Annotated in this window: 14 protein-coding genes and 1 riboswitch; of the genes, 8 read left to right on the plus strand and 6 right to left on the minus strand. The window is 68.8% G+C overall.

The window, feature by feature from the left end:
- Window positions 1-4: 4 nt before the first annotated feature.
- From AC1D1A_RS13000 to AC1D1A_RS13015, 4 genes are all read right to left on the minus strand, one after another.
- On the minus strand, window positions 5-460 hold the full coding sequence (locus AC1D1A_RS13000; protein ID WP_090952699.1) for a MaoC family dehydratase: 456 nt from the start codon (window positions 458-460) through the stop codon (window positions 5-7).
- Between the two features lie 69 nt (window positions 461-529).
- A complete protein-coding gene (locus AC1D1A_RS13005) occupies window positions 530-1,774 on the minus strand; it encodes an acyl-CoA dehydrogenase family protein (RefSeq protein ID WP_476947880.1) in 1,245 nt (414 codons plus the stop codon).
- A gap of 7 nt (window positions 1,775-1,781) precedes the next feature.
- A complete protein-coding gene (locus AC1D1A_RS13010; RefSeq protein ID WP_476857334.1) occupies window positions 1,782-2,675 on the minus strand; it encodes an amidohydrolase family protein in 894 nt (297 codons plus the stop codon).
- Between the two features lies 1 nt (window position 2,676).
- Entirely contained in the window at window positions 2,677-3,612 is a 936-nt protein-coding gene (locus AC1D1A_RS13015) for an SDR family NAD(P)-dependent oxidoreductase (protein WP_476857333.1), read from the minus strand.
- A 124-nt stretch (window positions 3,613-3,736) separates the two neighbouring features.
- Here AC1D1A_RS13015 and AC1D1A_RS13020 point away from each other — a divergent pair, with 124 nt between their 5' ends.
- The 4 genes from AC1D1A_RS13020 (at window position 3,737) to pabB (ending at window position 7,516) form a co-directional block, all read left to right on the plus strand.
- Window positions 3,737-4,216, plus strand: a complete 480-nt coding sequence (locus AC1D1A_RS13020) for a MarR family winged helix-turn-helix transcriptional regulator (protein WP_476947881.1) — start codon at window positions 3,737-3,739, stop codon at window positions 4,214-4,216.
- Between the two features lie 49 nt (window positions 4,217-4,265).
- Complete coding sequence (locus tag AC1D1A_RS13025; protein ID WP_476947882.1) at window positions 4,266-4,805, plus strand: NUDIX hydrolase; 540 nt, start codon at window positions 4,266-4,268, stop codon at window positions 4,803-4,805.
- Window positions 4,806-4,880: 75 nt separating this feature from the next.
- Window positions 4,881-5,453, plus strand: coding sequence for a low molecular weight protein-tyrosine-phosphatase (locus AC1D1A_RS13030; RefSeq protein ID WP_476850760.1), 573 nt, complete (start codon window positions 4,881-4,883; stop codon window positions 5,451-5,453).
- Entirely contained in the window at window positions 5,450-7,516 is a 2,067-nt protein-coding gene (pabB, locus tag AC1D1A_RS13035) for an aminodeoxychorismate synthase component I (protein ID WP_476947883.1), read from the plus strand. The genes AC1D1A_RS13030 and pabB overlap by 4 nt, the downstream gene beginning before the upstream one ends.
- A 23-nt stretch (window positions 7,517-7,539) precedes the next feature.
- Here pabB and cls read toward each other — a convergent pair whose 3' ends face one another.
- A complete protein-coding gene (cls, locus tag AC1D1A_RS13040; protein ID WP_374706716.1) occupies window positions 7,540-9,015 on the minus strand; it encodes a cardiolipin synthase in 1,476 nt (491 codons plus the stop codon).
- Between the two features lie 93 nt (window positions 9,016-9,108).
- Between cls and AC1D1A_RS13045 the strand changes: the two genes are divergently transcribed.
- A complete protein-coding gene (locus AC1D1A_RS13045) occupies window positions 9,109-10,077 on the plus strand; it encodes an aminodeoxychorismate lyase (protein WP_476850762.1) in 969 nt (322 codons plus the stop codon).
- 72 nt (window positions 10,078-10,149) lie between these two features.
- Here AC1D1A_RS13045 and AC1D1A_RS13050 read toward each other — a convergent pair whose 3' ends face one another.
- On the minus strand, window positions 10,150-11,103 hold the full coding sequence (locus AC1D1A_RS13050; protein WP_476947884.1) for an ATP-grasp domain-containing protein: 954 nt from the start codon (window positions 11,101-11,103) through the stop codon (window positions 10,150-10,152).
- Window positions 11,104-11,421: 318 nt separating this feature from the next.
- Window positions 11,422-11,535: riboswitch (SAM riboswitch) on the plus strand.
- 27 nt (window positions 11,536-11,562) lie between these two features.
- Between AC1D1A_RS13050 and AC1D1A_RS13055 the strand changes: the two genes are divergently transcribed.
- Genes AC1D1A_RS13055 through AC1D1A_RS13065 form a run of 3 tightly spaced genes read left to right on the plus strand, consistent with a single transcriptional unit; the run spans window position 11,563 to window position 13,496 of the window.
- A complete protein-coding gene (locus tag AC1D1A_RS13055) occupies window positions 11,563-11,871 on the plus strand; it encodes a DUF1737 domain-containing protein (RefSeq protein WP_476871783.1) in 309 nt (102 codons plus the stop codon).
- Window positions 11,868-12,287: a rhodanese-like domain-containing protein gene (locus AC1D1A_RS13060; RefSeq protein ID WP_476850764.1), complete on the plus strand. Its 420-nt coding sequence runs from the start codon at window positions 11,868-11,870 to the stop codon at window positions 12,285-12,287. Before AC1D1A_RS13055 ends, AC1D1A_RS13060 begins: the two co-directional genes overlap by 4 nt.
- Window positions 12,288-13,496, plus strand: a complete 1,209-nt coding sequence (locus tag AC1D1A_RS13065) for an O-succinylhomoserine sulfhydrylase (protein ID WP_476947885.1) — start codon at window positions 12,288-12,290, stop codon at window positions 13,494-13,496.
- Window positions 13,497-13,499 lie beyond the last annotated feature (3 nt).

Consider the following 13,499-nt stretch of genomic DNA (forward strand, 5'->3'; position numbering starts at 1 on the left):
CGGTTTACTTGTAGAAGCGGGCGAGGAACTCGGCCACGACGGCCGGGCGTTCCTGGCCTTCGATCTCGATCGTGTTGGCGACCTTGATCTGGGCGCCGCCCTTGACCTCGGTGACTTCGGCGATGGTGGCCCGCATGCGGATGCGTGAACCCACCTTGACGGGGGAGGTGAAGCGGACCTTGTCGAGGCCGTAGTTGACCTTGGTGGTGACGCCGTCGACGTCGAACAGCTCGCCCCAGAACGGGATGATGAGCGAGAGGGTGAGGAAGCCGTGGGCGATCGGGGCGCCGAAGGGGCCGTCCTTGGCGCGTTCCGGGTCCACGTGGATCCACTGGTCGTCGCCCGTGGCGTCGGCGAACTTGTTGATCTGTTCCTGGGTGATTTCGCGGTAGTCGGTGGCGCCGAGGTCGGTGCCGGCGAGGGTGAGGAGTTTGTCGAAGTCGACGACGAGGTTGGGCATCTTTGGCTCCTGGAGCGGTTGGGTTTGGGTGTACTACGACGGCGGAACGCCGTCAGCGGGTAAAGAGCGTCAGCGGGTGAAGGCGCTGTGGCCGGTGAGGGCCCGGCCGACGATCAGGGCATTGATCTCGTGGGTCCCCTCATAGGAGTAGACGGCCTCTGCATCGGCATGGAACCGTGCGACGTCGGCCGCGAGCGTGATGCCGTTGCCGCCCACCACTTCGCGGGCCAGCGCCACGGTCTCGCGCATCAGCAGGGAGGTCTGCATCTTGGCCAGGGCCGAGTCCTGGTCCCGGTAGATGCCCTTCTCCTGCTGTTCGGTCAGCCGGACCACCAGGGACAGCGCCGAGGTGACGTTGCCGAGCATCCGGGCGAGCTTTTCCTGGACGAGCTGGAAGGACGCGAGCGGGCGGCCGAACTGCCGGCGCCCGGAGACGTAGCGCAGCGCGGCTTCGAAAGCTCCTGCAGCGATGCCGGCGGCGATCCACGCGACGTCCGAGCGCATGGCCCGCAGCATCGCCGCCACGTCCCGGAACGAGTTCACGTTATGGAGCCGCCTGGCCTCGGGGACGCGGACGCCGTCGAGGGTGATGTGGGCGTTCTGCATCATCCGCAGCGCGGTCTTGCCGTGGATCTTCTCCAGGGTCACGCCGGCCGCCTCGCGGTCCACGAGGAAAGCCTTGACCTGGCCGTCGGCGACGTCGCGGGCGAAGACGGCAAGGACGTCGGCCGTTGCCGCGCCGCCGATCCAGCGCTTGGCGCCGTCCAGGACCCAGGTATCGCCGTCCGGGCCGGCCTCACGCCCCTTTTCCCTGCGGGCCGTCGTCGCGAGTCCGCCGGCGATGTCGGAGCCGGATTCCGGCTCCGTCAGCGAGAAGACGCCCTTGAGCGAGAAGTCGATGACCCTGGGCATCCATTCGGCCTGCTGTTCCGCGGAGGCCCCGACCCGGATGGCGGTCCGGAACAGCCCGGCCTGGGCCGTGTACCAGGTGGCCAGCGAGGCGTCCGTGCGGGCGAGTTCGAAGATCCGGAAGCCCTGGTAGATGCCCCGGGCCGGTGTCTGACCCGCACCCGGGGCGCCGGTCAGTTCCGCCGGTTCCATGAGGTCCAGGTCGATCAGCGGCCGCGCGAGCTGGTCCGGGAACTCGCCGCGCTCCCAGTAGTCGGCCAGGAGCGGCCGGGCCTGGGTGTCCAGGAACTCCCGCAGCCGCCCCAGCACTTTCCGCTCCGCGTCGGCGAGGAGGGATTCGGCGTCGTAGTAGTCGCATACGCCGTAGAGGCGCTCCTGGGCTGTTGTCTGGGGCGCGGTTTCCACGGACACCTCAGCCACCGAGCCCGAGCAGGCGGACGGCGTTGTGCTTGAGGATCTTGGGCCGGACCTCGTCCTTCAGCGGCAGGTCCGCGAAGGCGCCCAGCCATTTCTGCGGGGTGATGAGCGGGAAGTCGGTGCCGAACAGGACCTTGTCCTGCAGGACCGAGTTGGCCATCCGGACCAGGGACTCCGGGAAGTACTTCGGGGACCAGCCGGAGAGGTCGATGAACACGTTGGCCTTGTGCGTGGCGATCGAGTTGGCCTCGTCCTGCCACGGCACCGAGGGGTGGGCCATGATGATTTGCAGCTCCGGGAAGTCCGCGGCCACGGCGTCGAGCAGGAGCGGGTTGGAGTAGGCCAGTTTGATGCCGTACCCGCCCGGGAGCCCCGCCCCCATGCCGTTCTGTCCCGTGTGGAAGATGGCCGGCAGGCGCAGTTCCTGCAGGGTTTCCCAGAGCGGGTAGAACTGCTCGTTGGAGGGGTCGAAGCCCTGCAGGCTCGGGTGGAACTTGAACCCGCGCGCGCCGAGGTCGATTGCCTGGTGCTTGGCGCCCTGGATCGCCTCGGCGCCGGTGCGGGGGTCCACGCTCCCGAAGGGGATCAGGACGTCGTTGTTCCGCGCCGCCCCGGCAATGAGGTCCGGGATGCTGTTGGGCTCGTGCTTGAGCTGGGTCCGGGCGTCGACGGTGAAGACGACGGCGGCCATGTTCAGTTCGCGGTAGACCTCTGCGATCCGGTCCAGCGAAGGGCTGCGGTCCTCGGCCTTGAAGTACTTGGCGGAGGCCTCGGTCAGGGCCGCCGGAAGGGACTCGTGGCCGTGGCCGTCCACTTCGAGGTGGACGTGCATGTCGATCGCATCGAGTGAGGCGGCGTCGATGCCGGGTTCGTAGCGCTGGGCAGCCATCTCAGCGGACCTCGGCCGGTTCGGGCTGCAGTTCCGCCGGCAGCGGCAGGAAGTCCTCGCCGACGCTTTGCAGCTTGTCCCCGAAGAGCGCGCCGAAGTTGTCCACCAGATCCTGGTAGCCCCAGCCGCCCTCGCGGTATTCGGTGGCGGCGGCGTCGGGGTGGGTCCAGAGTTGCAGCCGGTCACCGCCCGCCCCGATTGCCTGGCCGGTGACGCCGGCGGCCGCGTCGGAGGCCAGGAAGGCCACCAGCCCGGCGACGTCGCCGGCCGTGCCAAACCCGAGGTCGTGGCGGAAGAAGGCCGGCATCGTCTCGCCGCGCTCGTCGGCCTCGACGGCCTTCTGGAAGTACGGGACGGTCTTGGTCATGGCGGTGGCGGCCACGGGAATGACGGCGTTGGCGGTGACGCCGGCTTTCTTCATTTCCAGCGCCCAGGTGCGCACCATGCCCACGATTCCGGCCTTCGCGGCGGCGTAGTTGGTCTGGCCGAAGTTGCCGCGCTGGCCCGTCGGGGAGCCGATGGTGATGATGCGGCCGGGAATGCCGTGCTCCTTGAAGTAGCCGAAGGCCTCCCGGGCGCAGGTGAAGGTGCCGCGCAGGTGGACGTTGATCACGGCGTCGAAGTCCTCGTCCGTCATCTTCAGCAGGCTCTTGTCCCGCAGGATGCCGGCGTTGGTGACCAGGATGTCCAGCCGGCCGAACTCCGTGACGGCCGCCTGCACGAGCTTCTTGGCGACGTCGGAGCTGCCCACCGGGGCGACGACGGCGGCTGCGCGGCCGCCGTCGGACTGAATCGTCCGGACAGCGTCGGCGGCGACCTCGGCGTCCACATCGTTGACGACGACGGCGGCGCCCTGGCGGGCCAGTTCCCGGGCGTAGGCCAGGCCGAGGCCCCGTCCGCTTCCGGTGACGATTGCTACTTTTCCTGACAGGCTCATTGCCGCTCCTTTGCTAGCTGCCTTGTGCATCCGGCCCCGCGGCATGGGATGCTGTTCTGTATCCATGAAAATATGGATAGTTGAAAAAGTCAATGATTTATTTTTTGGACTATTGGAGTTGGGCATGGCGACCGAAGTTGACGACGAGCCGGGCACCGAGCCTGCGGAGAAGCTCACGGCGGCAACCATCAGCCTGGACGCGGGTTTCCTGCTGGCCAAGGTGCATGCCGGCGGGTCGGCCCTGAACAACCGCGCCCTGGCCGCGTTCGATCTCAAGGAGCGCTCCTATTCGGTGCTGGCCCTGGCCAACAGCGGGCTGGAACCGACCCAGCGGGAGATGGCCGAGTTCCTCAGCCTGGACCCGAGCCAGATTGTCGCCCTGATCGACGAGCTGGAGAAGCGCGGGCTGGTGATCCGGGCGCCTGGGAAGCTGGACCGGCGCGCCAAGATTGTTTCCTCGACCCCGGAGGGGGAAGCCCTCTTCCGGCGGGCCGAGGCCGCGGCGCGGGACGCGGAATCCGCCGCCCTGGCCGGCCTCAGTGCCCCGGAGATCGAAACCCTCAAGGGGTTGCTCCGCAAGGCGCTGTGGGGGCCGGCGGCCTGATCGCGGCCGCTCAAGCACTGGGGGAATACCCTTGGGGCAGGAGGGAGCCATGACCGTTCGCAGCGCCGGCCTTCTGCTGTACCGGCTAAGGGGTGCATCACCGCCCGGCGGGGCGCCGCCATCCGGCAGCACACCGCAGCTTGAGCTCTGGATAGCCCACATGGGCGGACCGTTCTGGGCCCGCAAGGACTCCCGCGGCTGGTCCATCCCCAAGGGGGAATACCTCGCCGACGAGGACCCCCTGGCGGCCGCGCACCGCGAGTTCGCGGAGGAAATCGGCACACCGGCACCCGCCGCCGACTACCACCGGCTCGGCGACTTCCGCCAGCCCTCCGGCAAGATCATCACGGTCTTCACGGCGGAAACGGACTTCCAGCCCGAACGCATCGTGAGCAACACCTTCGAGCTGGAGTGGCCGAGGGGATCCGGCACGATCGGCAGCTTCCCCGAGATCGACCGCGCGGAATGGACCGCCGAGCCCGCAGCCCGGTCCAGGCTGGTCAAGGGCCAGCTGCCGGTCCTCGACGCGCTGGTCCGGCACCTTGGGCTGGGCCCGGCCGCACCCGGGCCCGGGCATGACAACAAGTAAAAGTCAGTTGACATCTTTTGTAATACTTCGCGGCGGCCAGCTAGCCAAGAGGCCCGGGATCGTTCATGCTTAGCTATGACCTCAATGTCGAGCCAGTACCGGATCATCGCGGTCTGCACCGGAAACATCTGCCGGTCCCCGATGGCGGAACTTATGCTGGCGGAGGCATTCCGGGCCGAGCGCCTCACGGGGGCCGTGGTCGATTCCGCCGGCACCACCGCGTATGAGGCCGGCCGGCCCATCGATCCCCGGGCAGCGCGCAAACTCACGGCGCAGAACATCGCTTCGGACCGCCACGTGGCGCGCGAATGGCGGCCCGAATGGTTCGCGAGCCGGGATCTGATCCTGGCCCTCGACGTCGACCACTACGGCTGGCTCCGGCAGGCAGCACCGGACCGGGTCTCGCTGGCCAAGATCCGCATGCTCCGCAGCTTCGACCCCGCCGTGGCCGACGAGGACCCGCTGGAGCAGGGCATCGAGGACCCGTGGTACGGCGGCCACACCGACTTCGACACCACCTGGAACCTCATCCGGGCCTCCCTTCCGGGGATTGTGCAGCACGTACGCACCGAGCTTGGGCGGCAGGACGGGCAACATCACGGCAGTGATCAAGCCAATGCACAGCAGCCGGTACGCTCTATTTCATGAGCCCCGCACCCGTCATCATCGCAATCGACGGGCGCTCCGGCTCCGGCAAGACCACCCTGGCCATCGAACTGGCGGCGCGGTTGAGGGAACACCACAAGGTCTCGCTCTTCCACCTCGAGGACATCTATCCCGGCTGGAACGGGCTGGCGGCGGGGATCGAGCGCTACGTCACCACCGTGCTTTCGCCCTTGCGGCGCGGGGAGAACGCGGAATGGGTCAGCTGGGACTGGGCACGGCACTACGACGGCGAGGCCCGCACCACACGCCCGGCCGAAATCGTCCTGGTGGAGGGCGTCGGTGCCGCCGCGGCGGCCGCAGTGCCCCTGCTGGACGCCGTGATCTGGGCGGACTCCTCCGACGCGGACCGCCGGGCCCGGGCGCTGGCCCGGGACGGCGACACCTACGAACCGTTTTGGGACCAGTGGGCTGCGCAGGAAGCGGAGTGGCTGGCGGCCGATGACGTCCCGTCCCGCGCGGATCTGCACGTGCTCAACCTGGCGGACGGCACCGCCCCGGACGACGTCCTGCAGGCCCTTCAGTACCTTCCCGCCGTCGCCCCTGCCCTGCTGCCCGAACTCGCCGCCCGGCGCGGGCTGCAGTTGCTGGCAGAACGGATCGAGGCCCGGCCCGAGGCCGGGCAGCTGTTTGCGGCGCTCTTTGGCGGTTCACCCAACGCCGTGTGGCTCGACTCCTCCCTGGACCCGGCAGGGCTGGCCCCGGAGGCAGCGGAGCGGAGCCGCTTCAGCATTTTGGCCGACGACGGCGGCCGCTTCGGCCAGGCCGTCCGGCACAGTTCCGGACGGACCCGCGTCAGCACGGGCCAGGCCACCGTGACCACCGATGGCCCGTTCTTCCGCTGGCTCGACGGCGTGTGGGGCCGCCGCGCGCTCCGCGCACCCGAGGCCTACCCGTGCGAGTTCACCCTGGGCTGGCTCGGGTACCTCGGCTACGAGCTCAAGCGCGAAACCGGCGGGAACGACGTCACCGCCGCCACCCCGGACGCCTGCCTGATCTTCGCCGGCCGTGCCGTGGTCCTTGACCATGCCGAGGGCACAGCCTGGCTGCTGACCCTGGACGCACCCGACGCCGGGGACTGGCTTCAGACGGCACGCACGGCCGTCACCGCGGCCGCGTCGGCGCAAGCGGCCGCTCATGCCTCCCCGGCCCAGCGTGTCAGCGCCCCGAAACCCTCCGCCCCGCGCTTCGCCGCCCGGGACTCGGAAGCCGGCTACAAGGCGAAGGTCACCGAGGCCCAGCGTGAGATCGCGGAAGGAAACACCTACGAGGTCTGCCTGACCACGGTGCTCACGGCTGCCTCGCCCGCGGGGCCTCACGGCGTGGATCCGTGGCCGGCCTACCTGGACCTGCGGCACCGGAACCCGGCCCCGTTCGCCAGCTTCCTGCGGTTCGGCGGGCTCGCCGTGGCGAGCACGTCGCCGGAGCGGTTCCTGCAGATTGCCGCGGACGGCAGGATGCGGGCCGAGCCGATCAAGGGCACGCGCCGCCGGGACACAGATCCAGGCACGGATGCCGCCCTGCGCCAGGAGCTGGAGTCTTCGGCCAAGGACCGGGCGGAAAACATCATGATCGTGGACCTGTTGCGCAACGACTTGAGCCATTTCGCCGTCCCGGGTTCGGTGGCCGTCAGCCGGCTGTGCGCGATCGAGAGCTACGCCACCGTGCACCAGATGGTGAGCACCATCGATGCCCGGCTGCGGCCCGGGATGCCGCGGGCCGAGGCGGTTGCGGCCTGCTTCCCCGCGGGTTCGATGACCGGCGCCCCGAAGGTCAGCACCATGGCCATCCTGGACCGGCTGGAGGCCGCGCCGCGCGGCGTGTACTCCGGGGCGATCGGCTACTTCTCCCTGAACGGGGCCGCCGACCTCGCCGTGGCAATCCGGACCCTCGTGGTCAGCGCCCTCGGCGAGGGTGCCGCGGAACTGAGTCTCGGCGTCGGCGGCGCTGTCACCGCCGACTCGACCCCGCAGGAGGAGTACGACGAAATCCGGACCAAAGCGTTCGGCGTCCTCTCGACGCTCGGCGCCGGGTTTCCCACGGGCTGAGTCGGCTGTCCCGCCGGCCCCGGCTACTGCAGGGTGGCCGTCAGCCGCGCGACGTTGTCCACGTATTTGACGCCCATCGGACGTTTCATCCAGTCCTCGAGCGTAAGTTCGCGCGAAATGCCCCGGTAGGTGTCCTCCACGGCGCTGATCCGCCGCACGATGTCCTCCCCCAGGAGCATCACCGAGACCTCCAGGTTCAGCGAGAAGGAGCGCATGTCCATGTTGCTGGAACCCAGCACGGCAACGTCGTCGTCGATCGTGAAGTGCTTGGCGTGCAGCACGAAGGGGGCCTTGTAGAGGTAGATCCGCACCCCGGCTTCAAGCAGCGCCTCATAGTAGGACTGCTGGGCGTGGTGGACCAGGAACTGGTCGCCTTTTTCCGAGACGAAGAGTTCGACGTCGACGCCGCGCTGCGCCGCCGTCGTCACCGCATACAGCAGCGAGTCATCAGGGACGAAGTACGGGCTGCAGATCGAGATCTTGCGCTGAGCCGAGTAAATCAGCGTGTTGAAGAGCCGCAGATTGTTTTCGGTGATGAAGCCGGGGCCGCTGGGCACCACCTGGGCGGTGATGTTGCCGGCGTGCAGTTCGGGCCGGTGCGCGAGCTGTTCCTCAATGGATTCGTCGGTCTCGCTGAGCCAGTCCGTGGCGAAGACGACGTTGAGCGTGGTGACAATCGGTCCACGCAGGCAGGCCATCAGCTCGACCCATTCGCGGCCGATCTTGCGGTGCTTGGGGTTGTTGTAGGAGGGCTCGATCAGGTTCTGCGATCCGGTGAAGGCGATCTCGCCGTCGATCACCATGATCTTGCGGTGGTTGCGCAGGTCCGGTCGGCGCCACTGCCCCTGCAGCGGGTTGAGCGGCAGCATGGGCCGCCAGCGAATCTTGCTGGCCTTGAGCCGGGCGATCAGCTTGCGATAGCCCTTGATGCGAAGCGTGCCAAGGTGATCGAACAGGACACGGACCTCGACGCCGCGCTCGGCGGCCTCTTCCAGCGCAGTCAGCAGATCGTCCGTGACGTGGTCCGAGCTCATGATGTAGAACTCGGCGTTGACGAAGGACTTTGCGCCGCGGACCGCCTCGGCCATCGCCTTGATGGAGTCGGGGTAGCCGGGCAGCAGCTCCACTTGGTTGCCGTCCACCATCGGCAGCGAGCCCAGCGTCTTGTTCAGTTCCGCGGCGGAAGCCACCCATTCGGGTCCGGCGTAGCGGCTTTCCAGCATCGCCAGTTCCGAGGTCCCGGCGCGCACTCGGGTATTGACCGCGTCCTGCTGCGCGCGGCGCTTGCGGGAGAGCCGGAAGTTGCCGAACAGCAGGAACAGGAGCAGGCCGATGGTCGGCACGATGAAGATGCCCAGCAGCCACGCCATCGCGGTGGTGGGCCGCCGGTTTCCGGGGATGATGCCCAGTGCCAGCACTCGGATGGCGAAGTCGATCACGGTCAAAATCAGAATCGCCCAGGACGGTAAAGTCTCCGCCAGCGGAAATGGCCAAAACACAGGCGAACCCCTCAACGTACAAGCCACGCGGAACAGTTCCGAACGGGCAGTGACCAAATCCTATCCCGGGACCACCGAGACTAAGCTTTAGCCATGACCACTCCTGCCCCTGTTCCCGCACCCGCGACCGTTCTGGTCTTCCTCGACCCGGCGTTCGACGGCGGCCGCGTTGCCGACGCGTCGCAGCCGCAGCTGATGGCCACGGACCTGGGCGCCACCCGCGGCGACGGTGTTTTCGAATCCCTCCTGGCCGTCGGCGGCCGGCCCCGCAAGATCCAGGCGCACCTGACCCGGCTGGCGGGCTCTGCCCGGCTTCTGGAGCTGGACATCCCCGCCGAGGACGCATGGCGGCGGGCGGTGGAAACCGCCATCCGCGAGTTCCGGGGGCAGGAACCCGCCGCGGCTGCAACGGGCGGCGCGGAGCAGGACGAGGTGGTGGTGAAGCTGATTGTCACCCGCGGGCCGGAGGGCGCGGCTGCCCCCACATGCTGGGTCCAGGCCTCCGCCCCGGCGGCCGCGGGACGGCGGCAGCGCGAGACCGGGATCGACGTCATCCTGCTCGACCGCGGCTACGACAGTGAAGTCGGCGAGCGCGCCCCGTGGCTCCTGCTCGGCGCCAAGACCCTTTCGTACGCCGTGAACATGGCGGCGCTGCGCTACGCCCACCGGCAGGGCGCCGACGACGTCATCTTCACGTCCGCGGATGGCCGGGTGCTGGAAGGTCCGACGTCGACCGTTCTGCTGGCCCACCTGGAAACCTCGGACGACGGCGCCGGCGGCGTCCGCACCATCCGGCGGCTCATCACTCCCCAGCTGGACAGCGGCATCCTGCCCGGCACGTCACAGGGCGCCCTGTTCACCGCCGCCAAGGCCGCCGGCTGGGAGCTGGGTTACGGCCCGCTGGAGCCGAAGGACCTGCTGGACGCCGACGCGGTCTGGCTGATCTCCAGCATCCGGCTCCTGGCCCCGGTGAACCACATCGACGGGCAGGAAATCGGCACCCCGGAACTGCGGCGCCAGCTCACGGCCGAACTCAACGCCCTCTTCGCGACCATCGAATAGCAACGCGGGGTCAGTTACGGCCCATCCCATGTCCCCGGATGGGCCGTAAGTGACCCCGCGTTGGTGTTGCGCTCACCCCAGGGCGTCTGCGGGCACTGCCGGGCACAGGCGGAACGAGGCCGGGTTGAACGCCGGGAGCATGAAGGTTGCGAGCACGGCGTCGAGCATTTCCGGGGCCCAGGTGCTGTTCTCCCCCAGGGTCGCGCAGACACCCAGCACCACGGGCGTTCCGTCGGTGCGGCGGCGGATCTGGACCTGGACCGGCCCGGTCAGCCCGAGCGTGCGGACGGCGGCCAGGCCCAGCTTGCGCACATCCCCGGCCTGGTTCGCCGGCACCCTGCGGCTGACCTCGTCGCTGCCGGCGCGTCCATACGGAGTCCTGGTCTTCTCGAGGACCACCGCCACCGGCGCCATCGCGTTGCGTGCCGGGGTGCCGAACACCAGGCACACATAGTCGGCGCCCGGGATAAATTCCTGGACCAGTTGCCCCGCCGGCATGTTCTTCCAGCTAACGGAGTCGGTTCCGGCCAGCAGGTGGATCCCATGGGAGCCTTTGAAGACCCGCGGCTTGACCACCACGGGGCCGCTGAGGCCGGCGAGGGAAGCCGGCGCGGCGGCGAGGTCGCCCGGAACCGCGAACCGGGGCACCGGGATGCCGGCCGCTTGCAGCGCCCAGGTGGCGAACAGGTGGTCGTTGGCGAGGGCAACCGCGGCGGGGTCGGCCACGATGATCCGCACGTCCTGGGCGAATCCCGCGCGGGCCGCGGCCAGGACCGGGAGTTCCACGGTGAGGGTCGGAATGATGACGTTGATGGCTTCGCGGTCCACCACCCGGCGCAGGTCCAGGACCATGTCCGGGTTCGTCGCCGGCAGGAGCCTGACCGCGGCGGCGGGAGCCTCCCCGGCCTGACGGGTGTCGGCACGGGCGTCGGAGCCGAGGTACGGGAGGCCCCGGGCTTCGAGCAGGGCCGCGACGGCCCGTCCGGCGGCGCTTGTAATCCCGGTAACGAGTATGCGCGGGCCCACGATTGCTCCATTCCGCCGTCACCGGCCGGACCGCGGCTGCGGCTCCGACCGTTCCAGCCACCGATTCCCAGACAGCTTGTTGATGGACAGACGAGTCGATTCCGGGACTGCTTGATTCACACATTGCTCGAATCACCTGCAGCTCCGGCCGACTCGTCGGACCTAATCCCCCCAGTAAACGGCGAAACGTCCCGGCAGACACGAGTGGGCTGTACCCGAAACTGGAGCCCGCCACTACTCGCCCGGGCCGCGGTCCGGTTACGGAACATGACGACGGCGGCGGTGCGGGCCGGCGTCGCAGGTGTTACGTTTTTGGGGAGTAATGAGAACCGGTGCCAAGCCCTGACTGGCCGGTCGGCAACCCTCCCTTTCGCGGCGGGGTGCCTCAGGTGAATACTCGGCATTCGAGAATTCGAGCTGCAAGCGTGAAAGAGGAGATCCGTCGTGCCCGACACGTCAATACCCACAACAGCCGCACCCGGCACAGCACCCGGTTCAGCATCCGGGGGCGAGGAGAGGCTGGCCTACCGCCTGTTCACCGGGGCGGATGACCGCGCCTTTTGCGAGCGGGTGTCAGCCGCCCTGGCCGAGGGCTACGTGCTGCATGGAAGCCCCGCCGCCAGCTTCAACGGAAGCACCGTGATCGTGGCGCAGGCGCTGGTCCTGCCGGCCGCGATTGCCAGTGCGGACGCCGCCGTGGCCAATGCGGTTGATGAGCTCGACGCCGACGAATTTGGCGCCGACGGGGCCTTCGCGGGCCACGCATGAGCTACGCCGGAGACCTCAGCCCGCAGGAGGCGTGGGCCAAGCTGGAGGCCGGAGCCATCCTGGTGGATGTCCGGACCGAGGGCGAATGGGCCCACATCGGCATCCCGGACACCGCGGCCGCGGGCGAGAGCCGCAACGATCCGCTCTTCATCCAGTGGAACCTCGCTGGCGGCACGCCGAACCCGCACTTCGTGGAACAGCTAAGGCAGCAGGCGCCGGAGGACACCGCCGTCGAACTGGTGTTCCTTTGCCGTTCCGGGGCCCGGTCGATCGCGGCCGCGACGGCCGCGACGGCCGCCGGCTACACCTCGTACAACGTCCTTGAGGGCTTCGAAGGCGAGACCGACCGCTTTGGCGAACGCACCGTCAATGGCTGGAAGAACCGCGGCCTGCCCACCAACCTCGGAAAGATCTAAGTGACTTTCAATCCCGACGCCGCCGGCTGGGCGGCCGACACCCAGGCCGTCCGTGGCGGCCTTGACCGCACCGGCTTCCAGGAAACCACCGAGCCGATCTTCCTCAATTCAGGATTCGTCTACGAGACCGCGGCCGCCGCCGAGCGCGCCTTCACCGGTGAGGACGAGCGCTTCGTCTACTCCCGCTACGGCAACCCCTCCGTCGCCACCTTCCAGGAGCGGCTCCGGCTGCTCGAGGGAACGGAGGCGTGTTTCGCGACGGCGTCCGGCATGTCCGCCGTCTTCACCGCCCTGGGCGCGCTGTTGGCGGCCGGCGACCGGGTGGTCGCGGCCCGCTCGCTGTTCGGCTCGTGCTTCGTGATCCTCAACGAAATCCTGCCGCGCTGGGGTGTCGAGACGGTCTTCGTGGACGGCCCGGACCTGGAGCAGTGGAAATCCGCGCTGTCCGAGCCGACCACGGCGGTGTTCTTCGAGTCGCCGTCGAACCCGATGCAGGAAATCGTGGACATCGCCGCCGTGAGCAAACTGGCGCACGCGGCCGGCGCCACGGTGGTGGTTGACAACGTCTTCGCCACCCCGCTGCTCCAGCGCTGCGGCGACCTCGGCGCGGACGTGGTGGTCTACTCCGGCACCAAGCACATCGACGGCCAGGGCCGCGTCCTGGGCGGGGCCATCCTGGGCACCAAGGAATTCATCGACGGGCCCGTCAAGCAGCTCATGCGGCACACCGGTCCGGCGCTTTCGGCGTTCAACGCCTGGGTGCTCACCAAGGGCCTGGAGACTATGGCCCTGCGCGTCAACCATTCCTCGGCCTCCGCGCTGCGGCTGGCCGAATGGCTCGAGGGACAGCCCGCGGTCGGCTGGGTAAAGTACCCGCTGCTGCCGTCCCACCCGCAGTACCCGCTCGCAGTGCAGCAGATGAAGGCCGGCGGGACCGTGCTCACCCTGGAGCTGCAGCCCTCCCCCGGGCGCACGGCGAAGCAGGCCGCGTTCGCACTCCTGGACGCGCTGCGGATCATCGACATCTCCAACAACCTGGGGGACGCCAAGACGCTCATCACGCACCCGGCCACCACCACGCACCGCGCGATGGGCCCGGAAGGCCGCGCGGCGATCGGGCTCAGCGACGGCGTGGTCCGGCTCTCGGTGGGCCTGGAGGATGTGGAGGACCTGATCCGCGACCTCGGCCAGGCGCTCAAGCAGGTCTAGGCG

It is taken from the genome of Arthrobacter sp. P1_B9, assembly GCF_056406495.1.

Excerpts from the sequence above, each read along its gene's own strand:
- AC1D1A_RS13015 (WP_476857333.1), bottom strand. The coding sequence starts at position 3,612 with ATGAGCCTGTCAGGAAAAGTAGCAATCGTCACCGGAAGCGGACGGGGC.
- AC1D1A_RS13010 (WP_476857334.1), bottom strand. The coding sequence starts at position 2,675 with ATGGCTGCCCAGCGCTACGAACCCGGCATCGACGCCGCCTCACTCGAT.
- AC1D1A_RS13030 (WP_476850760.1), top strand. The coding sequence starts at position 4,881 with ATGACCTCAATGTCGAGCCAGTACCGGATCATCGCGGTCTGCACCGGA.
- AC1D1A_RS13045 (WP_476850762.1), top strand. The coding sequence starts at position 9,109 with ATGACCACTCCTGCCCCTGTTCCCGCACCCGCGACCGTTCTGGTCTTC.
- pabB (WP_476947883.1), top strand. The coding sequence starts at position 5,450 with ATGAGCCCCGCACCCGTCATCATCGCAATCGACGGGCGCTCCGGCTCC.
- AC1D1A_RS13020 (WP_476947881.1), top strand. The coding sequence starts at position 3,737 with ATGGCGACCGAAGTTGACGACGAGCCGGGCACCGAGCCTGCGGAGAAG.
- AC1D1A_RS13060 (WP_476850764.1), top strand. The coding sequence starts at position 11,868 with ATGAGCTACGCCGGAGACCTCAGCCCGCAGGAGGCGTGGGCCAAGCTG.
- AC1D1A_RS13000 (WP_090952699.1), bottom strand. The coding sequence starts at position 460 with ATGCCCAACCTCGTCGTCGACTTCGACAAACTCCTCACCCTCGCCGGC.
- AC1D1A_RS13025 (WP_476947882.1), top strand. The coding sequence starts at position 4,266 with ATGACCGTTCGCAGCGCCGGCCTTCTGCTGTACCGGCTAAGGGGTGCA.